Origin of the sequence: Bdellovibrio sp. SKB1291214, assembly GCF_002209355.2 — a bacterium.
Taxonomy (GTDB): domain Bacteria; phylum Bdellovibrionota; class Bdellovibrionia; order Bdellovibrionales; family Bdellovibrionaceae; genus Bdellovibrio.
In genome coordinates this window covers 3133758-3153975 of sequence record NZ_CP106855.1, presented here as the reverse complement: position 1 = coordinate 3153975, position 20218 = coordinate 3133758, and the positions used below count along the sequence as shown (strand labels likewise).

The window sequence follows — 20218 nt, the reverse complement described above, 5'->3', positions numbered from 1 at the left end:
GGTCGACAAACCTGTAATTACTGCCAGCCATAGCCGACTTGGAAGACGAGCGCACTGGCAGTCACTGTGCTAGAAGGCGGGAAGTAAGTGTATCCGACACTGAACGGAATGAATGTTTTGCGATTTAATTGATACTCGCCACCCGCAGCCAAAATCATCACTTGATTGGTTGCAATTTGGTTTTCGTCTAATGCCGTGGCTGATTTTGAAACGGCGATCAAAAAGCCACCACCGATCCCAGCCCACGAACGGATGCGACCTTGAGTGAAGTAGTATTTTCCCAAGGCGTATCCCGATAGATAGTTGATGTTAGCACTACAGTTGGTAGAGCCTTTACATCCTACATTTTTTTGAGTGTTGCCAGATACATTGAATTGCTCAAAAATCCCAGTCGTGCGCACGGTGATTGTGCGAGTTAACGCCCACTCATAAAAGGCACCGGCGCCCATACCAGAACCTTTCAGTTGCGGTTGTTCTGCTGGATTGATAGCAACACTTTCCTTGATTGTAGGAGTCATCGAGTCCATCGAATACTGACCCAAAAAACCGTAAGAGTTTTTTAATGTTCGGGAAAAGCTGAGGTCCCGGGCATTGTCAAATGCCGCCGCTTCTTCTTCGGGAGTTTTTGCGCGAGAGAGAGTATCATTTTGACGAGCGGTCGAGGTGGCAGAGGATTTAGACGTTTTTTTGCCACCTCCACCGACGCTGGCCGCTTTTGCTTGCAGAGTGCTGCCGACAGTAGCGCGACCTGTAATGACATCCGCGACAGCCTTGCCGTTTTTGGTTTGCTTCACGCGGATGATCGCACTTTTTTTATTGTTTGCTGGATTGATCAAAAAGAATTCGTCACCGGGAGCAACTTCTGCACCCTCAAGGTTTACCATAACCTTACCACCTTTAACGGCGATCACCTGCGCTGCAAGAGCAGGAAGACTTAAAATAAAGCTAAGGCAAAGTGCAAAAGTGAATTTATTCATTCGCTGATCATCAAGTTGTTTTCAAGTTCACGGATAAATTGCTCTCGGTAAAGATCCCAAATAGCAGCTGTCGCAAATTCATAGGAACAGCTTTGGACATACTTGTTTTCACCACGTTGGATGGCTTTAACTTCAACAGAACCCGAATGAGTCGTACGCCAAATCTCCAGATCATTTTCCATCACCACGAGTTCGTAGTTGGTGCGAGGAAATTCATCATTAAACCAAGTCTCAAGGGGAGTTTGGGTTTTGCATCCGACAAGCTTATAGATTTCAGCCGACGCGGATAAAGAAGCAGTTTTAATTTTAGCGGGAGCAGCGGCCTCAAATTGATTGCGACCATCGGATTTATAAACCGAACAACCTTCTAGAAACATTAAAGAAATAACAATCAACGCTGCTGACTTCATATTTCAAGTATAAAGTTCTCACTCTCTAAAGACAAAACCCCCTCCTTAATCTAGGCTTTCGCCCAATCGGTCCGAGGGGGCCTGCCTTGGTCACCGTGTCCTGGGGACGTGACTTCCGCGACACGCCATCCATGGCTCAGCCGTGGCTCGCCTGCGGCGAGTGCGCGCCATCGTGGCGCCCACGGAGGTCGCTGCACTCACATCCCCAGGCCCCAGCGCCCAAGTCAGTCCCCCTCGAACCAATTGAACTAGTTTAGACTGCCGAAGGGTCCTTTGTTTGAGATACGACATATCCTTCGAAATAAAATCGGGGTACCGATTTTATTTCTCAACCGTTTTCTCCGTTTTGTTCGGCAGCGTTGCAGAGAGAGAGGGGAGGAACCACGACGTTTAAGGATAATTTTTGTGGTTTTGTGTCTTTGCTCGCGCGGATTCAAACGGCGGAATTCATTTCTAGGGTGTTTCGAAGAGAGAATTACTTCGGGATTTTCCCTGTGTGGGAGAGCCCTGTGGAGTGAATCCTCCGGGCCCGCACGATGCGGTATCAAAGCCCGGCAAGGCCTGGAAGGCCGGGTGAGCGGCGCGGGGCTTTCCAACACTGTGAAAAGCCCGTACCGTCATCAACGAACGAAGAAATCCTAGAAAGGAATTTCGTCGTTTGAATTGAAACTAGGTTCTGGTCCGAAATCGTTGAAGTTGAAATCATCTCCGCCACCTGAATTAGATGAACGAGAAGAAGATTCTGCACCCGCAGCACCAAGGAATTGAACAGTGTTCGCTACGATCTCTGTAGCGTAACGTTTTTGACCTTGTTGGTCTTCCCATGAGCGAGTTTGAAGTTTACCTTCAACGTAAACTTGGCGACCTTTAGAAAGGTGTTTGCCGCAGATTTCTGCCAATTTGCCCCATACAGTTACACGGTGCCATTCAGTTTTTTCCTGACGTTGACCGTCTTTAACCCATGATTCGCTCGTTGCGATGTTAAGGCGAGCTACAGTGCTCCCACTTCCGATTGCTTTCACTTCTGGATCAGCACCAAGACGACCTACGATAATAACTTTATTTACTCCAGACATTGTCCCTCCAAAATATTAACCACTATGGTTTTTTGTCAGATCGGGAGCTATGTCAACAGTCGACAACTCCCTCAAATTATTTGGATTTGAAGCTGAGCAACATTTAAGCACAGCTCTGGGTCAGATTTAATCAAATGGAGATGGGGAGCGGTTTGGCGGGCGGACTACCGCGCAGCGCCAAAGCTTGGAGGCATCATAGGATTTGATGCTGAAACTTTGAACTTATATTGAGCTCCGTCAGCCGTTGGGGACTTATAGTTATCCACCATCAGCAGGAACAAACTGGCCTTATCTTGGAAGGACTTTTTTGCACGCAAATCGATGTCAAAATTGTAAGCGCCGATTTGCTGACCAAAGCGACCGCCCATATTTACGATGGTAAGGCCGATATCGCCTTTTACAGTGCCTTGAAGCTCATCGCCCGGTTTACCAATGGTTCCAGTCTCGATGACGAAACGACCAGCCGCCAGGCGGCCTTTAAGCTCAATGGAACTCAATTTTAATTCAGGCAACGTCAAAGGACCCATCGCTGTGTTCACATTCGAAGGGGGAAGCTCAAATTGATTGATCGTCAAGTTCACTTCAACGTCGGGTTGTTCTTGAAAACTCAAATCAGCTAAAGCTGTGGTCTCAAGATTCAATTGTCCTTTTAGCAGGATCGGAAGATTTGCCAGCTCGCGCACGTCATTTAAGGCGACTTTTTTAGCGCTCACTTCGATGCGGTGTCTTTCAATACCGTTATCACTGCGAGTTCCTTTGCCCATGGAAATGTTCACGTCACCTTTAAGCAGACCTTTTGCGGAAACAGAACCATAAGGTTTTTGTTGAATCATTCCGGTGATCGAGGGAGTAATAACAAGTTCTTGTGCTGACAGAGCCGGAGTTTTCACAGACTCGATATAGACTTGATCCATTTGCACACCCGGATGAGGAAGCAAGCTCATTTTCAAGCGATCAAAAGTCACGTACACAGAGTTGTTGGTCACTTTGGCTACTTGGGAGGAAATCAAATCGCTTAAGTCGTCGAATGGGAAAAGAACGAAAAGAAAGATGACAGCCGAAACCACCATCACAAAGATCTTACCTTTGTTTTCTTTCAGAGCTTTAAAAAACTTAGCGATGTTTTCCATTATTCTTCCGTTTCTGCTCTTGATTTCTTATTACGGTTAAAGCCTTTTTTAGGTGTTTCTGGCTCGGCAGCAATGACGGGCGCGGCAGGAACGGCTAACGCCACCAATTTATAAACAACGTCAAAATAACGGTTGTCTTCGCGGTTCGCTGTCATGGTCATATCACTCATTTTAACACTTGGGGAAAAGCTACTGAATTTGTATCCCAGATCCACAACTTGTCGCAGATTCAATTTTGCCAATTGGATCTGTAAGCCACCTTCGCTTAAGTTTGCAGGGATCAACGAAGAACCGCTTGTTGATTGCGTTCCCTTGATTTGCTCTGGCAAAAGATTGGCGCTGCGAATTTGGTTATCGATCATGCCTCTTAAAGCATCGATCGAGGGAGCTTGCGGAATAGACGGAACTTCTGAAGCTTCACGCGAAACTTTTAAAAGCTCGCGAATCGTCATACGTTTACCTTCAAACTCGGTCACCGCATCCGTCGAGCCGCTGAAATATCCATAGGGAATTGACAGAACAATCAAAGCAGCCACTGCGATACCACCATACAACGTCAATTTTTGCATCGGCGGAGTCATGTTTTCGTAGCGGTCACGCATTTGGTTATAGGCTGCACTTTCTTGGATTCGATCCCAAGTGGCACGAAGTTCAGTTGAAAATCTGTCTTTCAAATCATCTAAATTCATCGAGTCACCTTTTGAATGCCGCGGTCTACATTAAAGCTGAAAGAAAATGCCTGGCGTCCTGGCAAAGTTCCCAATCCCGGAGTCTGACTTTTAATCTGACCATCCGAAGTGATGTTAGATAAGGACTTTTGCAGAAGGCTTAGTTCCTGAGGAGTGTTGACATACCCTTCAAGAGTCACATGAGTATCGCGAATGTTGAAGGTACGAACATCTAAAGTCACTGCATTCTTTGCCGGAGATGCGTCCGTGACTTTTTTCATGATGTCTAGGGCCGAGTTCATGTTGGCAACGCTTGCCAACGTTTTCAAATCAGCTGCGCGCTTTTTATTTTCGCGGATGTATTTCTTGATACCTGCCTCAGTGGCATTTCTGCCTCTCAAGTTCGCGACGTTCTTCGCTTGAGTTTTAAGAACCTCTTGAGAGCGATCCGCAAGACTTAAAGCGAAATCTTCGCGCAGGTAAGAGTAAACGAACAAAACCAACAAAGCGGCTGTTGCAAGTTTAGCGGTATGGCCCCATTTTTCCCAAATCACTTTGAATTGGTGATTTTCGCGAGCAAATTCCCCCCGCAAGAAATTGATAGCAGGGTTGCGAGGTTTTTTTAAACCTTCAATCGCAAGACCGATCGCCACTCCCAATTTCGCAGAGTTCGCCTGGGAACGTTCAAATGCCACATTGGGAATCGTATCAAGGATCGCCAAACGGTTGGCAGGGATTTCTAAAGCTTGTGTCAGGAACGGACCCAAGTTTTGAATTTGTGCCGTGCCGCCAGTAAGACCGATATTCATGATCTCAGCATTAAACTCGCTCTTAAACTCAAGAATAGAAAGCTGCAAGTCACGAGTCATCTCGCGAACACATTTGGCGATCGTTTCAGAGAACGTCACTTGGTCAAATGTGGCACCTTGCTTATTCGTCAAAATGAACGCTTTAGTTTGAAGCTCACGTAAGGCTTCAATGTAAGGAATCTCGTATTTTTTAGCAATCGCTTCCGCGATGTTTTTGCCACCCCATAATAGCGAGCGAACACCAATCACGGAGCTGCCCTCGATGGCGCAGACGAGGGTGCGAGTGTGACCGATATTTAAAACCAGTTTTACATGACGAACAGGTTTGTATTCTGTCATGTCATAGTTTTGAGGATTGCTGACTGTTGTTGGAGGAGGTTCGTTCCAGCGTTCGAACAAGTTACCAAAAGCTGTTCCTTCGGCAGAGATCAACGTCGGTTCAATGCCAATATCCTTCGCTCTGTCGATCAGATTTTGAACGTGAACTTTCGGAGCTGCGCACGCCAGAACTTCGGCGCCACCGCCGACTGTGCGAATGACTTTGGCATCAAAGACTGCATTGTCAGAGGAGAAGGGAAGATCTTCTTCCAGTTCAAAAGCTAAACTTTTATAGATTTTAATTCGATCACTGAAGGGGAAAAATTTATTGCGAATCGCCACGCGATCCTGACGAAGCCCCATGATAAAGCGAGTTTGCGAATGATCGTAACGAGTTAAAAGATCACGAAGATATTCAATGATCTCCAGCTCCGCATCGCTTTGAGGATTGGTGCTTAGAACATGCTCAAAGAACTGAGAGACTTGAAAGCCTTTCGTCGTTGACTGCATTTCGACAACTTTTATGCTTCTTGACCCGATGTCGATACCAAGTGATTTCAAAGACCGTTCCTCCATGAACGAGATAATGGTCTAAGTATATGATGGCTTTAGACTTAAGTAAAATCTTTCCTAAGTATAGAGGCTCGACCTAAGGCTATCTTTCGCCCCAATAAACGATGCGTGGTGGTCCCTTCGCAAGAGGATCTGTTTTTTGCTGTGGATTGCCAGCTTGGTTGCCTTGATTGTTTTGGTTTTGATTCTGGTTTTGGTTTTGGTTTTGATCTTGGCCGTTGGGATTCTGGGCCTGTTTGTCTTTATCGACGTAGTCTTTGATTTTTGCGACAGTCTTGTTCAGATCCATCACAATGACCGTGATTTCGCTGGTAGATCGCGCGAATTCGCCTGTGCTTCTGATGCGGAAGTTAAAAACAGAATCGAAGACTAAAGGAACGTCGTCCTCTTTACCTTCCATGCGGATGTTTTTAGATTGAACAAAGCCCCAGAAGTCTCTGGCATCTTTAAAAGGTCCACCTTCGTTTTTATCATCACGACGTTTGATGATGGCAGCAACGATTTCTTCAGTCATGCCGGGATCTAACGATTTTAAAACTTCTTTGCTCGCAAGATTCGGGTTGATCCCTTTCATCCCGTAAATCGTTACGCGTGGCTCGATCAAATCGTACAGATCGTCGGTCATTTCAGGAACGAAGTGCAACTCCTGCAAGGTGCGGAAGGTGCGATTTGGTGGAAAATAGTCTGACTGAGATTCTGAATTTAGATTCGCATAGTTCTGACGTTTGTCGCCACCATTTGCTGATGCGGCCTTGTCGCTCATAAAGTCAGCTATATTATTGACGACTTTTTCAAAGTTAAAGTTCGCATGCTCGCGGCCCCATGCATCGTCTTCCTTCATTTTTTGTTGGAAGATATTTAGGAGCTGCTGTTTAGTAATTTTTCTTAAAGATTCTGACGGGGAGACCAAATCGTTCAAGTCGATCTTAGATCCTTCGTCTTCGATCGTCGTGATATAGCTTGCATCCATCCAAGACTCTTTAGTCAGTTTCTTAAAGGCGTCTTTATCGATAGCGCTTAGTTCGTCCGGAGCGGGTAAAGGCCATGCAAAAGGGAACTGCCAAATCATATTCAGCATCGAGCTGTTCGAGCCCATTTGCGCGCCAAATTTGCTTTGTGCTTGTTGATAGATTTTTATACGCAAAAGACTGAGTTGCATGCCGGATTTGGCAGCGTAATAAGCTTTGATGCGATTTAATCCAGCGGAGTTTACTTCGTATTCGATACGAGTTTCAGAGATTAACTCTGTCGCAAAATACATAATGAACATCAAACAAGCTGTGACGATCATCAAAGCCATGCCGCGATTATTGCGAAGGGGCTTAAAAATATTCATCATTGTGGCGGTACTCCCTGTTGTTGGAAGCCCGGAGCTTGAGTCGCTTGTCCTGTGGACGTATCATCGGGATTGTTGGGAAAATGAATCGGCACGATAACTTGCATGGAGTATTTACGATCTTTACCGCTGTCTTTTTTAGTAACAGTAATGGAAAGCTCAACAGCCTGAGGGAATTTACCCTTTGAAGCACCGTCGCCACCTGAATCTGAGCGCCAAGTGCTGACCCAGTCTTGTTTGCCTTTACCCATATAGCGGAATTTAAATTCAGAGACGTTTTCTAAAAGGACCACTTCGCTGCCACCCTTGGTAACATCCAAATCAACCCACGGGGAAGTGCGGCGCCAAATACATTTTGATGTTCCGCCATTTTCACTCAATGAGCGGCATTCTTTCAGTTCGTAACCGACCTCGACAAAGTCTGCCTGCTGAGTGTTGCGAACGGTGCGGGCGTTGTTCATCGTGACGAAGTTAATACCTTCCCCAGTACCCACGAAGTGAGTTTCGGGATCTTTGCGAGGCACCTCGCGTTTTTGAAGCTGTTGATTCCAGGCGCTTTGTTGTTGCTGTTGTAGGGGATCTTGAAATCCTGGAGGCGTCACTGGTTGTTGTTGTGCGGTGGTTGCACTTTTCTTAGCCAAAAGCTCTGAGAGTTCTTTTTCAACATCGCGGTAGTGATAAGCCAAGTTGATATCTTTTTGAATCAAACGAACGGCATCACGCATGTGAGAGACGTCATCCATTTGGGTTGTCACTTTGGTTTTCATCTTAATACTTTGCTGAATGGCTTGCGCCACAAGCACCGTCATCGTGCCCAGGATGCCGATAGTGATCATCACTTCAAGAAGGGTAAAGCCGCGACGGGATTTCATCAGTTGCCGCCCAGCTGGATTTCACGATCATAATCCACAAAATACTGAGTGGCTGAAAAGCTCATCGGCTTTTTGCCGCCTTTATAGAAAATCGTAACACGAACTTCTTTAACAGATTTTGAAATATGCGTGGTCAGTGTCTTCATCATCGTCAAAGACGTTTGATCGGCGCCACCTTCTTGAGCTGTCAAAGTTGAAGAGATATCTGGAACTTCGAATTCCTTGGATTCCATTTTCCAGGAGTACTGGGGAAACTCGGAACCGAAATCGTCTTCTTTTTCTTCGGGGATGGAGTCTAGGGATTTGCCGGAATATTCAATTTCAATTTCTGCCATTTTGCGTTCAAGCAGGGCGGTGACTTCGGTGGAAAATTGCGCCTTACGCACGAACATAAAGCTTCCGCCCCAGGAATTTGCTAAAAGTAACAAACCTGAAGAAAGGATGACCAACGCAAGGACGGTCTCGATCAATGTGAAGCCTTTATTTCTCACCGCTGAATATCCTTTAACGACTGAGCTTTCTCTATGATATCAGCTTGACCCGTTAAAGGATTAAAAACAAGAGTCCAAGTTAAATTATTTCCGCCCGCAATCTGAATGGCAGAGGCTTCCACAAATCCCTCGGCAAAGAAGTGAATATATGCTGTGCCCGTCGTAATAGGGTCTTTCGCCGACATGGTTTCCACCTGAGTAAAGCGGAACCCATCCGGAAGATGTGCTTCCTTTTTCAGAACTGAAGTATCAATCGCAAATTTCGGAGGTGGGCCGTCCTCATCTTTCGATTTGTTTTTAAGTCTTTCACGTTCTTTTTCGGCGGCATCTGGATCAATAGGTGTGGGACCACTGGCTCTTTCGACCCAATAAGTTCCGGCTTTGTCGCCATCCAAATTGATCACTAATCTGTAAGTAGAATTATAAATGCGAGCTTTATTGCGAACATCTTTGGTTAGAGCCATGAATTGACGAGTTGTCGCTCTGATGTTCGTTTGCTTTTTGAAAAGACGAGGGGCTCCGACTACGATCAAACCAGCTAAGATAGCTAGTACAATCATCACCTCAATGAGGGTGAAGCCCCTACGGTTCATCAACTATTGTTCGTCCAATGTGATGTCAGCGTCGTAACCGGATCCACCTTCACGGCCATCTTTACCGAAGGATTTCAAGTGGTACTCAGCCCCGTTAAGTTCGTATTGGTATTCGTGGTTCCATTCATCAGTGATTTTTTTGATGTATGGTTCTGGACCCCAGTTAGAACAGTTAGGATCAGCTTTAGTTAGACCTTCTAACGTTTGCGGATACTTGTTGCAATCTGTGTAGTACATTTGCAGAGCATTCACGATTTGCGCCATGTGTATTTTTGTTTGTCTTACTTTTGCTTTATCCAACTGACCCGTTAGGCGAGGAAGCAAGAGGGCAGCGATACCACCGATGATAGCAAGTACGATCATGATCTCGATCAAAGTCATACCCTTACGATTGCTAATGAACATTCGAAACTCCTTGTTAGCTGTGAAATCTTAACAGACTCGGGTATCGGCGTAAAGGGTTGCTTCTTCTTTGAGGCGTCTTTTGTCTTGTTAAAACGCAGGTTGGCGTTGCTTCGTTAAAGTGTATGGAGAGGTGTCTGCTTATCTCGGGCAGTGTCAATGGCTCCTGCCATTGCCCCTTCGGGCTACGCGTACGAATGCCATCATGGCATTCGTATCCTCGCTCGTTTCTTGTGCTCCTTAAGTTTTGTTTGGGGCTCGATTTACAATTGTGCTTTCTTTGTTTCCCACAGGCCTGCGGAACTCGAAGGCAGACTCCTCTCCATACACTATAACGAAGAAGTTTTTCTGTGTTTCAATCATATAAAGGCGTTCAAATTTGAATCAAACCAACGGGTTATCGTGGTTTGTTGGATTTTACTTTAACTGGTTGTTTCGAATGTTTTAGCTGACGTTCTGCTGCGCCCAAGGGCGTAGTGAGCTCAATGCAGGAGCTTGAAGTTTTAGTTTAAGTTTTTGTTCTTGTTTCTTGCGGGGGTGTGTTGAGGGATCTTTCATGTGGGCGCATCATTTTTGGTATGGGGACTTGTTGCTATTATGTGGCGGTCAGTATTGATGGGTTTATTGCTAAGGCGGATGATTCCTTGGATTGGGTTCGCCATATTCCGCAACATAATTCTTTTTCTGTTTTGGGTGGCGAGGCGGTTGATCTTTTTGAGTATCATCGGTTTTTTTCTTCGGTGGATGTTTTGGTTATGGGACGTCGTACGTTTGAGGTGCTGATGTCTTTTATGGAGTTTCCTTATCCCGACAAAAGAGTGTTCGTTTGTACCCGAGGTGAAGTTGATACGCGAGACCTCGCGCTGGTCACCGTGACCAATGAAGATCCGGTGAGTTTGGTTGATAACTTAAAGCACGAATTTAAGAATCGTATTTGGATCGTTGGAGGCGGGGGTTTGGCTGCGACCTTGATGAAGGGGGGCGTGATTGATGAAATCATCCTGACGCTGGTACCCACCGTTCTGGGTTCGGGGATTAGATTGTTTGGCGAAGGCAATTTTGAACAGGACTGGGAACGTAAAGAACTTGTAGCCTTAAATAACGGGTTAACTCAAATTAGGTTCCAGAAAAAACGAAAGGGACTTCGTGAGTCCCTTTTCATACCAGCTTCGAATCTCTAATCGCGAAACTATCCAGCCATGTTTGTCATTTCGAACATTGGGATCATGACGGCAAATACGATCATCGCGATGGCAAAACCCATGATAACGATAACTACGGGCCCCATCAGAGAGGTTAAAGATTCCAATTTGTTTTTAACTTGGAAATCGAAGGCATCGGAAACTTGCATCAACATGTTTTCAAGGTCCCCGGTTTTTTCCCCGATATTGACCATGTGAATAACGATCGGAGGAAACTGATTGGACTTTCTTAAGGGACCTGCGATGGATTCACCCTCTGCAATGTTGTTGCGGGCTTCTTCGATCGCAACTGCCAAGACGTGATTGTCGACAACGTTTTTAACGATGTCCAGGGCCGTTAGCATGGGAACACCACCGTTTAAAAGTGTCGCCAGTGTGCGAGTGAAGCGAGAAACCGCAACCATACGAACGGCAGCCCCTGCAATCGGAAGTTTAAGCGAGATCGCATCCCATTGGTTTCTGCCAGACGGAGTGGACTTCCAGTTGCGGAACATCACGATGGCGATAAAAACACCACCAAAGATAATGTACCAATAATTCACCATGAATTGGGAAGCATTAATCATAGCAACCGTGTACCAAGGCAGAACCAAGTTTGGTGCTGACTCAAATACCGTCACCATTTTCGGAATGAGGAAGATGAATAGGAACGAAAGCAAACCCATCGTTACGACAAGCATGATCACCGGATAAGTCATCGCACTTGAGACTTTGGCGCGAAGCTCAGATTGAGCCTCTGTAAACTCTGCCAGACGCATCAAGATGACATCCAATGAGCCTGACATTTCTCCGGCTTCAACCATCGAAATGTAAATTTTGGTGAAGATCGTTGGGTATTTTTGCAGGGCCTTATAGAATGGGGATCCCTCGTTAACCATGTTTTTACAATCAGCAATGGCCTCAGCCAAAGTTGGATTTTCAACTTGTTCAGAAATTGCTGTTAGCGCATCGACGAGGGGAATGTTTGCTTTTACTAGGGTCGCCAGCTGACGAGTCATCAAAGAGAGGTCTTTAACGCCCACGGATTTTGTCGCGCGGGGAGCGCCTCTTTTTTTGGTGTCGATTTTCTTTTTATCTTTGATATCGACGACGTAAATATTGTCTTTTTTGAGTTTAGCACGGGCAGCACGCAGGTTTTCTGCGTCGATCACACCTTTGGTGTTTCTTCCGTCACGTGTAAGGCCCTTGTACTCAAAAATTGGCATATTATAGATCCAGTTGCGTATTCGTAGTTAGCTGTTCAATTGTAGTCACACCAGCTAGTACTTTGGCAATACCATGGTCACGGAAAGTTTTCATTCCGTTGGCCAATGCTTGTTTCTTGAGCGTCGCACCATCTTTACGTTGCATGATCAAAGAACGAATATCATCCGTCACAACCATCAATTCACTGATCGTCGTACGACCGGAATATCCTTTTTGCCCACACTCTGAACAGCCCATGGCTTTGCAGATGTGGCTAGCTTTAGCAACCTCGCGAGTGACACCCAATAAAGACAATTCAAAATCAGATGGCTCGTAAGGCGCTTTACAGTGAGGGCACAGAACGCGCACAAGACGTTGAGCAATAACTCCCATAACTGAAGTTGCAATCAAGAATGGCTCTACGCCGAAGTCAATCAAACGTGGGAAAGCACCTGCTGAATCGTTCGTATGCAGAGTCGATAAAACCAAGTGACCCGTAAGTGATGCCTGAATTGCAAGTTCCGCCGTTTCCAAGTCACGAATCTCACCGACCATGATAATATCTGGATCTTGACGAAGGAAAGATCTTAAACCCGCAGCGAAGGTCAGGCCGATCTTAGAATTCGTTTGTACCTGACCAATCCCGTGGATACGTTGCTCCACCGGATCTTCAACTGTCAGGATGTTTACGTCAGGTTTGTTTAATTTCGTTAAAGCACCATACAGAGTCGTGGATTTACCAGAACCCGTTGGGCCGGTTACAAGCATGATGCCGTCATTACGCGATAATAAATCATCCAAGCGATCCAAGTTTTCCTTCGAGAAACCCAGTTGCTCAAGTTCTAAAATAACTGTCGATCTATCTTGAATACGCATAACCAAGCGCTCGCCGTAAGCGGCAGGCACTGTGGAAAGACGAATATCGATGTCTTTACCACCGACCTTCAAAGGAATACGGCCGTCTTGTGGCAGACGTTTTTCTGCGATGTTTAAGTTCGCCATAACTTTGATACGGGATGTGATGGCGTTTTGAAGTTTTTTTGGTGGTTTAAAGACGTCCATCAATACACCGTCGGTACGGAAGCGTACGACCATGTCTTTTTCATAGGGCTCGATATGGATATCGGAGGCTTTTTCTTTGACGGCACGGAACAAAAGACTGTTCACCATTTTGATCACCGGCGCGTCGTCCTCGCCAGCTTCCAAAAGGTCGACGATAGGGTCGTCGAGGTCATAGTCTTCTTCATCGATTTCATCCAGGCCCGAAAGATTCGCCGTGGATTTTTCATACACTTTGTTGATTGCATCTTGAATGCGAATCACCGTCGTCACAAGAGGACGAACTTTTTTTCCGAATAAAACCTTTAAGTCATCCAGGGCTTTCAGGTTCACGGGGTTGCTTGTAAGAGCGATCAACTGATCGGGCTCATCTTTATAGGGAAGAACCTGCTGTTGTTTTGCGTAATTGATAGGAATATCTCGGATCAAGTCAGCATTGATATCTGCAACGGGGATATCGCGGATAAAATCCAACCCCAATTCTTTGCACAGATCACTGACGACTTCATCCGCTGTGGAGAATTCCTTCTGATTTAAAGCTTCACCGACCGTCACAGGTCTTACAACGGACGGGTTGGCTAGCACAGAACGCAATTGATCCTGTGACAGCGAAGTTGCTTTTGAAAGAATTGTCAGAACATCCACAGTGGCCATTAAAGTTCCTCTAAAAAAGGGTGGTTCTTGAGGGAAGAACCACCGCTAAAACTACTCTTGAACATTTTCTGAAGTAGACGCATCACCTTTAGCTTTTTGGTAGATCGGATCAATCTTAGCACCATAAGGGTCTTTTCCGCCCTGGTCTTTGATGTAGTTAATGCGATCTTCCAAACGCTTAGAAACAACCTGGTTCACATCGCCTGAGTTACGAATGATTTTCGGAGTTAGGAATGAAACCATGTTGGTTTTTGTCTTTTCTGTTGAACGGGACTTGAACAACCAGCCCAGGATAGGGATGTCCCCCAAAAGAGGTACTTTCACAACAGATTCAACTTCATCTTCTTTAATCAAGCCGCCGAGAATCGCCGTGTCACCATTTTTCACGTTGATCATCGTATTGATAGAACGTTTAGCAAGAGGCTTTGTATTATTCTGGAAATCTTTAGGGACTGCCACTGATGAAATTTGAGCAACAGACTGCTTAATTTCCATTCGGATGGAATTCGAAGAAGGACTGATAAACGGTTTGATGTGAAGCTTGATTGACGCATCACTCAGTGTTGGCGTTACAGTTGTAGTTCCACTCGTACCTGAGATGCTTTGCTGAATACTTGTTACAACTTGGTCACCCACTTCGATCTCGGCTTCGTTGTTATCCAAAGCGATGATCGTCGGAGTCGACAAGATGTTGGCTTTCTTCGTTTGTTTCAAGAAATTGATGAAACCGATCAAAGAAGGGATCGTGATAGCTGTACCACCCGTTGTCGGAGTGATAGTGACAGTTTTTCCTGAACCGAAGCCCAAGATCGCACCAGAACCACCAGTCGGGCTCAGCATGTCAGTTAGATTGATTCCACCATTGAAACCGACTTTACCATAACCATTCTCGCCGTATTGATAGTAACCAACACCCCAAGAATCGATATCAGAAGCACTCATCTCCATGATGATCGCTTCAACGTAAACTTGGTCACGAGCGATGTCGATTTTGTTCAAGATATTCAAAACAACTTCATAGTCTTGTTTTGACGCCGTGATAACCAAGCTGTTTGTTGCTTTGTCAGCTGTGATTTTCACGTCGCCGCCGAAAATTTCTTGAGGAGCCTGCATTTGACCACCGATAGGGGCTAACAAGCTTGGACCTGAGTTTGCTTTCGGAGCGGCATCTTTAGTAACGCCAGACAAAGTTTGTGCGATTTTTTCCGCGTCACCGTTTTTGATGTAATAAACGTAAACGCCGCCAGAATCTTCAGCGCGGATTTTAAAATCCAACTGAGAGATCAATTTTTTAATACGCACGATACCGGATTTATTACCAACTACGATAATAGAATTCGTTCTGTCATCAGGGATCGCCATAAAGAAACTTGCCCCCTGTTGAGCAGAAGTCCCTGATGAACGAGAGAATCTTGGAACGCCCGCAGTAAATGTACCTGGAGCAGAACCTTGAGTTTTATTACCTTTATTGACGATTTTATCAACCAGGTCCGCAAGGTCTTTGGCTTTCGCGAACTTGATAGGGATTACTTCAAGTTGTTCTTCAAATCCCGGTACGTCCAACTGGCTGATGATGCGCATAACGCGGTCAATGTTAGAGCCGTAGTCAGAAATGATGATAGAGTTCGTTGGTTCGTAGATATTCATCTCGCCATCTTTTGAAGGCAAGATACGAAGATCACGATTCACTTGAGCGGCAGAAATGTGCTTCAAGTGAATAATACGAGTGATCATTTGATCTGTATTTGGATAGTAAGCGCCAGAATAAACTTCGATATTATCACGTTGAGCATTTCTTGCAGACTTGATTTTTAAGAAGCCCCCAGATGGAACAACTGTGAAACCGTTGATTGCAAGGGCTGACAAGAACGCATTGTAAGCTTCCGCGACAGTGATTTTCGATGGAGCGCTGATCGTAATTTTACCGCGCACACCAGGGTCGACGATAAAGTTCTTACCAGTCAGTTCGCCCATGGCTTTTGCAAGCTCCGTGATTTCAACATTCGGATAGTCGAAAGACTCAATAGTCTGCGGGAAATTTTTGCTGTTGATATCCTCTGTGGCAGCTTTCGCAAACTTGTCACGTTGGCTTTTGTTTAAGACACCGCCGTCGTCACCTGAGTGAGAATCGCCGCGAACTCCGCCTGAAGCCGCTGGAGCATCTGGAGTGGCGAAACCGCTGTTATCCGCGTTGCCAAAATCTGGCGGCGGGGGAGGTGGAGGGAAGTTTTCAAATTGAGCGTGCGCAGTAGTTCCTACTAGCTGCGAAGCAGTCATCAATGAAGCAATTCCTATGCTGACGGGCTTGATGGGTTTTTTCATTCTCTCTCCTCCTGAGGGAGTTATTGAATATTATAAGTCATAGTTTCAGTTTTGCCGTTGCGCTCAACTTGAAGAGTGATCTTGTTGTTGTTCTTCAAGTTTTGGTACAACTCCATGGCCTTAGCGGGGCTGTCTACTAAGGTGCCATCCACAGTTTTTAGAACGTCCATGCGTTGGATGCCGAGTTGTTCGTAAATACTGCCAGGTTGCATATCTAAAATACGGAAGCCATTGATGTTCCCTGTGCCTGGTTCACGATTTGGAACCGCACGGGCTTGCATCAAGATGCTTGACAAATCATTCGTGTACTTCAACAAGTCCGTGCGTTTGATGGCGAACGTGTTGTCACCAGTTTTCTTAACTTCTTGTCCTGTTGTTGTGACAGAAGGTTTGCTCGCTGCAAAGCTTACTTTGTTACCTTCTTTTTTGATCTCGATGAACTCAAGACGATTTGAATTCAAATTGCGGAAGATCACTTTTTGTCTCTCGATGCGAACGACATTTGCCATGCCTTCAATCTCTTTACCTGGAGAGTAGGAGATGACTTGATTTTTACCGCGAATCTCGATGGATGCGATGGATTTTTCCGGTGTCGAGTGCACCAGTGTACCTATCAAATTCAATGGTAATTGTGAAGGAACAGGATCGGCTTCTTTCTCAGGAGTGTTGCCTTTGTTTTTGTCGACCAAGGCATCTGGGATCAAACCATTTGAAGCAAAAATATTTCTGCTTGCGATGTTGTTATAAAATCCTGAACTCATATTGTTAGCAACAGCGGGTGCTTTAGGGTGAGCAGGGGGCGCAGACTGTGGCAACATGCGATCGCGATATGAAAGAATTGCCAAGTCGGCCAAGCAGTAACCAATAAAGATAAATAAAATATATGCATACCATCGTTCAAATGGTGGACGCTGATTTTTTTGGTTACGTGAAATCACAGTTGCAAATCCTTTGTTTTTTCCAGCACCTAGTCCTTGGGCCTCAGACTATGGTACCTAAAAAATGGGAGGGCTGCATCAAAAAATACATGCTAGACCATGGTCCTAACGCTCTGATTTTCCATTTAAAATCCAAAAAGATAGGCCATGATAAAGTTATGAGAATTCTCTACTTCACGGATGGAGCAGGAATTGATCTATTAGGGATTCGTGAATCTGTTTTGCGCATTCCCGAAGTGCTTACCTCCCTTCGTCGCGGCCAGGAGCAGGCGCGCTACGTAGACTTGATGCAGGTAATGTCACTGTCTGATGAAGAATTTCGTCAGACACCGAGTGTGTTACGCACTCTTTTGATCAACCTTGTGCAAAGAGGCTTACACCAACGCTGGGTCAACAGAGATCAGCGTGCGGATTTGATTCTGAGAAGAATCAATCATCGTTCTTTAGATGAACTAAAGAACGTGGTGCACAACTTTATCAACGCTAAGGTAGCGGGTAGAGAAGTAGCCACTAAGGATCTTCATCTTTTGCATTTCATGGATAAAGTCGAAATCACGATCATCGGCCCCGGCTATGATGAAGTGGAGTTCTGGCTGCGTCGTGAAGTCACAACTCGCAAAGACGTTGAAGTGCAAATCAAAGATGTCATTTCAGCAGACCCAAACCTTAGCTGGTTCTGGCCTCAGGTTCGAGACAGCTTCGACGAATACCAACAAGCAGTGAACTAAAACCGCGGAAACGCGGTTTTTTTCCTCCATTCGTCATCGGGTTTCACCGGCAAGCCTTCGAATTTGGTATAACCAAAGCGCGAAACCAACTTCCTGTTGTAGGCCCAATCTCGCGCTTAAAAATTCCCTGCTTGAAATAGCAAAGCGCCTTTAAGAGCTAATCAATCCTCCAAGGTAATCCCATTTGCGAAGCCACCATTAAGTTATGAGTTCGACAAAGGACCCTAAGGTTTTGCTTATCATCTTTTCCACCTAGAGCAATTGGTTGGATATGATCTATTTGAAGCTGATACTTTGAATCACATTTGATTCCCGTATTTTGATTTTTATATTCACAGCGGTAATTTGCAGCAGCCAATAGCCCGCGCTTTGTCGTGGCCTTAATGTGCCCACGCTTTCGCGCTGCCAAGAAACTATGCGTTGAGCTTTTTGCCGGAAGTGATTCTTGGACAAGTTCAACCTTTGTGAGACAGGAGACATCGAGAGATGACCTTTTTGTATCATTCTCGATATCCGAGGTGGGTTTCAGCAATTTGCCTGTTTCTGACTTAGAAGTCTCCAATACGTCCTTGCCAAGGATTTTTTGAATTTGTTTTTCTGCCAGTAAAGTTAGAAAATCAGCCCAGTTTCCATTCGGTAAAAGATGCGACATTAAATCCCGCGCAGTTTCTAAAGTTTTCAATTGTTCTGTAGTTAATGTAATTTCTAAGCGAACGGAATCATCACGTTGTGGTTCCAAAACTTCATGCTTTGCGATTGGAAGTTTAAACTCCTGTGTCAGCGTCTTTTTGGTTTCGAAAGACGATTTGTTTTCGATCTTGTCTAGAATTTGGGGAATACCGTCCGATGCTATCGTTGAATCGTTTAGATTAAACTTAGCATCTTGGCGAAGAGCAGATTGAACTTGCGCAAGCTGAGTTAAATTCAAACTTCCGTTTTCAAGCCGATTAGCGATCTCTGGAGATTTCTTAAGGAGGCGGGCGGCGCTCAGTCTGCGATAAGCGGCATCTTCGCTGTACTTTAGATGTCGAGTTAGATAACGAAACATAGAATCAAATCCCAATTCTGCATAAAGACGACGCGATTCCATTTCATTAATATGAATCAAAATTAGGTGTGTGATCTTACGTTCAGAATGCGCCAGTGTTTCCAAGCGGCCAGATAATTCTTCGTTTGAGAGTGCGGATAGAATCATAGGAAACTCCTTGTTCGAAAGAGTTCTACCACAGGTTTATAAAAACCATTTTTTCGGCATATTAGTGGCGCCATTGCTGGCAGTGGATTGAGTCTAAAACATCATTGAAGGGTTCAAGGATCGTCTAGGTAAAGAGGGTTTTTCTAACACCAGAAGGATCGCAAATGATTTAAAAGATCTTCGCCTAAACCGTTCTCGCGAATGAAAAAATACGACAAGAAGAAAATTTTAAATAGTTAGTAATTGAAGCATCGTTTCTTGGTAGCGCCAAAGTCAATGAATGAATGAACTCTTGTCCGTGGTTTCATTTAGGGATTGCGACTCCCGAGATAGAAAGGCCTATGAGGTAGTAGCCATATTTTGATTTTGCTATATCAACGATGGGTTGAATTTTTTCAGTTGGATCGCAGGAGTTGAAAGCCGCTTTAAAACCATAGTCAGCTCCACATAAAGAAAGGACATCTTTTTTCTCCTTGTCTGTCGGAGTGATCCATTTGGAAGATTTTAGAGTCTTTTCTCCCAATGAATATTCTCCCAGGGTGTGAATATTGTTTTTTACAAGGACGAATTCGTTAGAAAGACAATGCAGTTCGTTGCGAGTGCTGTCGTAAGCGTCGCAGCCCACGTAGGGCAAAAGTGTTTTTGATTCTCTCTTTCTAATTGCATCCTCGATAGCGCACTTGGCTTCTTCTAGAGTTTTCCAGGTTTTCAAGGATTTATGTTTTTTCGCCTTGCACGCATTCCAAGTTTTGATGATGGCTTGCTCTTCTTGCTTGTCGCAAGGATCATCATCATCTTTCGTTTGGGCGAAAGTAGTAAGGTGAGTCAGGAGAACGACAGCTATAACGAGCACTTTAATCATACTTTGAAGGTTAGCGGGAGAGAGATAAATCGTCCATCCACTATATATATGAGCGGCGGAACGTGCGACTCCATCGCTCACTCCAATGAGTCCGTTGGTTTTTAACTAAGTTGCCTCGCGTTGAATTGTCAGGGTTCTGTTAGGGCCATTGACGAAACTTTGTCAGAATCGATAGCCTCTACAGCATTTCAAGGGACAACTAAATGCTGATGGATAGACTCAAAAGAGTAAATTTCTCGTCGCGTTTCCGACTGAAGAAGTGGGAATCGGGTGACTCATACCCGTGCTGCCACCAAAATCTGGGCCGAACTCCCGTCGTGTCTCCAAAAATCCAAATCTCAAAACTAAATAACTGTATCAATAAAGGCGTCCGTGTAGGCGCCTTTTTTATTTTTAAGGTGGCATCAGTGACGATGCC

Annotated in this window: 19 protein-coding genes; 2 read left to right on the top strand and 17 right to left on the bottom strand. The window is 45.1% G+C overall.

Features of this window, described 5'->3' with window-relative positions; translation table 11 throughout:
- Positions 1–17: 17 nt before the first annotated feature.
- The 11 genes from B9G69_RS15565 to gspG form a co-directional block, all read right to left on the bottom strand.
- Positions 18–977 carry a hypothetical protein gene (locus tag B9G69_RS15565; protein ID WP_088614340.1) on the bottom strand — a complete coding sequence of 320 codons (960 nt, stop codon included), beginning with the start codon at positions 975–977 and terminating at the stop codon, positions 18–20.
- Positions 974–1387, bottom strand: a complete 414-nt coding sequence (locus B9G69_RS15560) for a hypothetical protein (RefSeq protein ID WP_088614341.1) — start codon at positions 1385–1387, stop codon at positions 974–976. The genes B9G69_RS15565 and B9G69_RS15560 overlap by 4 nt, the downstream gene beginning before the upstream one ends.
- Before the next feature lie 638 nt (positions 1388–2025).
- Complete coding sequence (locus tag B9G69_RS15555; protein WP_088614342.1) at positions 2026–2463, bottom strand: single-stranded DNA-binding protein; 438 nt, start codon at positions 2461–2463, stop codon at positions 2026–2028.
- Between the two features lie 164 nt (positions 2464–2627).
- Positions 2628–3593 carry a type II secretion system protein GspN gene (gspN, locus tag B9G69_RS15550; protein WP_088614343.1) on the bottom strand — a complete coding sequence of 322 codons (966 nt, stop codon included), beginning with the start codon at positions 3591–3593 and terminating at the stop codon, positions 2628–2630.
- Positions 3593–4282: a hypothetical protein gene (locus B9G69_RS15545; protein ID WP_088614344.1), complete on the bottom strand. Its 690-nt coding sequence runs from the start codon at positions 4280–4282 to the stop codon at positions 3593–3595. Before B9G69_RS15545 ends, gspN begins: the two co-directional genes overlap by 1 nt.
- On the bottom strand, positions 4279–5949 hold the full coding sequence (pilM, locus tag B9G69_RS15540; protein WP_088614345.1) for a pilus assembly protein PilM: 1671 nt from the start codon (positions 5947–5949) through the stop codon (positions 4279–4281). Before pilM ends, B9G69_RS15545 begins: the two co-directional genes overlap by 4 nt.
- A 94-nt stretch (positions 5950–6043) precedes the next feature.
- The gene (locus tag B9G69_RS15535; RefSeq protein WP_254916742.1) at positions 6044–7300 is read right to left on the bottom strand and encodes a general secretion pathway protein GspK; all 1257 of its coding nucleotides are present in this window, start codon (positions 7298–7300) and stop codon (positions 6044–6046) included.
- On the bottom strand, positions 7297–8169 hold the full coding sequence (locus tag B9G69_RS15530; RefSeq protein ID WP_254916743.1) for a type II secretion system protein GspJ: 873 nt from the start codon (positions 8167–8169) through the stop codon (positions 7297–7299). The genes B9G69_RS15535 and B9G69_RS15530 overlap by 4 nt, the downstream gene beginning before the upstream one ends.
- Entirely contained in the window at positions 8169–8660 is a 492-nt protein-coding gene (locus B9G69_RS15525; protein WP_088614347.1) for a type IV pilus modification PilV family protein, read from the bottom strand. The genes B9G69_RS15530 and B9G69_RS15525 overlap by 1 nt, the downstream gene beginning before the upstream one ends.
- Entirely contained in the window at positions 8657–9253 is a 597-nt protein-coding gene (locus B9G69_RS15520; RefSeq protein WP_265437824.1) for a pilus assembly FimT family protein, read from the bottom strand. The genes B9G69_RS15525 and B9G69_RS15520 overlap by 4 nt, the downstream gene beginning before the upstream one ends.
- 3 nt (positions 9254–9256) lie before the next feature.
- The gene (gene gspG / locus B9G69_RS15515) at positions 9257–9658 is read right to left on the bottom strand and encodes a type II secretion system major pseudopilin GspG (RefSeq protein WP_088614348.1); all 402 of its coding nucleotides are present in this window, start codon (positions 9656–9658) and stop codon (positions 9257–9259) included.
- A gap of 539 nt (positions 9659–10197) precedes the next feature.
- Between gspG and B9G69_RS15510 the strand changes: the two genes are divergently transcribed.
- Entirely contained in the window at positions 10198–10836 is a 639-nt protein-coding gene (locus B9G69_RS15510; RefSeq protein ID WP_141096867.1) for a dihydrofolate reductase family protein, read from the top strand.
- A gap of 8 nt (positions 10837–10844) precedes the next feature.
- Here the strand turns inward: B9G69_RS15510 and gspF are convergent, their stop codons facing one another.
- From gspF to gspC, 4 genes are read right to left on the bottom strand one after another with little or no spacing between them, the layout of a single operon-like run.
- A complete protein-coding gene (gene gspF / locus B9G69_RS15505; RefSeq protein ID WP_088614350.1) occupies positions 10845–12062 on the bottom strand; it encodes a type II secretion system inner membrane protein GspF in 1218 nt (405 codons plus the stop codon).
- Between the two features lies 1 nt (position 12063).
- Positions 12064–13755: a type II secretion system ATPase GspE gene (gene gspE, locus B9G69_RS15500; protein WP_088614351.1), complete on the bottom strand. Its 1692-nt coding sequence runs from the start codon at positions 13753–13755 to the stop codon at positions 12064–12066.
- Between the two features lie 51 nt (positions 13756–13806).
- Positions 13807–16077, bottom strand: a complete 2271-nt coding sequence (gspD, locus tag B9G69_RS15495; protein WP_088614352.1) for a type II secretion system secretin GspD — start codon at positions 16075–16077, stop codon at positions 13807–13809.
- A gap of 20 nt (positions 16078–16097) precedes the next feature.
- Positions 16098–17015, bottom strand: coding sequence for a type II secretion system protein GspC (gspC, locus tag B9G69_RS15490; RefSeq protein ID WP_088614353.1), 918 nt, complete (start codon positions 17013–17015; stop codon positions 16098–16100).
- Positions 17016–17173: 158 nt separating this feature from the next.
- Here gspC and B9G69_RS15485 point away from each other — a divergent pair, with 158 nt between their 5' ends.
- Positions 17174–17743 (top strand): hypothetical protein, encoded by a 570-nt coding sequence (locus B9G69_RS15485; RefSeq protein WP_141096868.1) that lies wholly within the window; start codon positions 17174–17176, stop codon positions 17741–17743.
- 157 nt (positions 17744–17900) lie between these two features.
- Here the strand turns inward: B9G69_RS15485 and B9G69_RS15480 are convergent, their stop codons facing one another.
- Both B9G69_RS15480 and B9G69_RS15475 read right to left on the bottom strand, forming a co-directional pair.
- Positions 17901–18938 (bottom strand): HNH endonuclease, encoded by a 1038-nt coding sequence (locus tag B9G69_RS15480; protein ID WP_265437823.1) that lies wholly within the window; start codon positions 18936–18938, stop codon positions 17901–17903.
- 304 nt (positions 18939–19242) lie between these two features.
- Positions 19243–19800: a hypothetical protein gene (locus B9G69_RS15475; RefSeq protein WP_088617344.1), complete on the bottom strand. Its 558-nt coding sequence runs from the start codon at positions 19798–19800 to the stop codon at positions 19243–19245.
- Positions 19801–20218 lie beyond the last annotated feature (418 nt).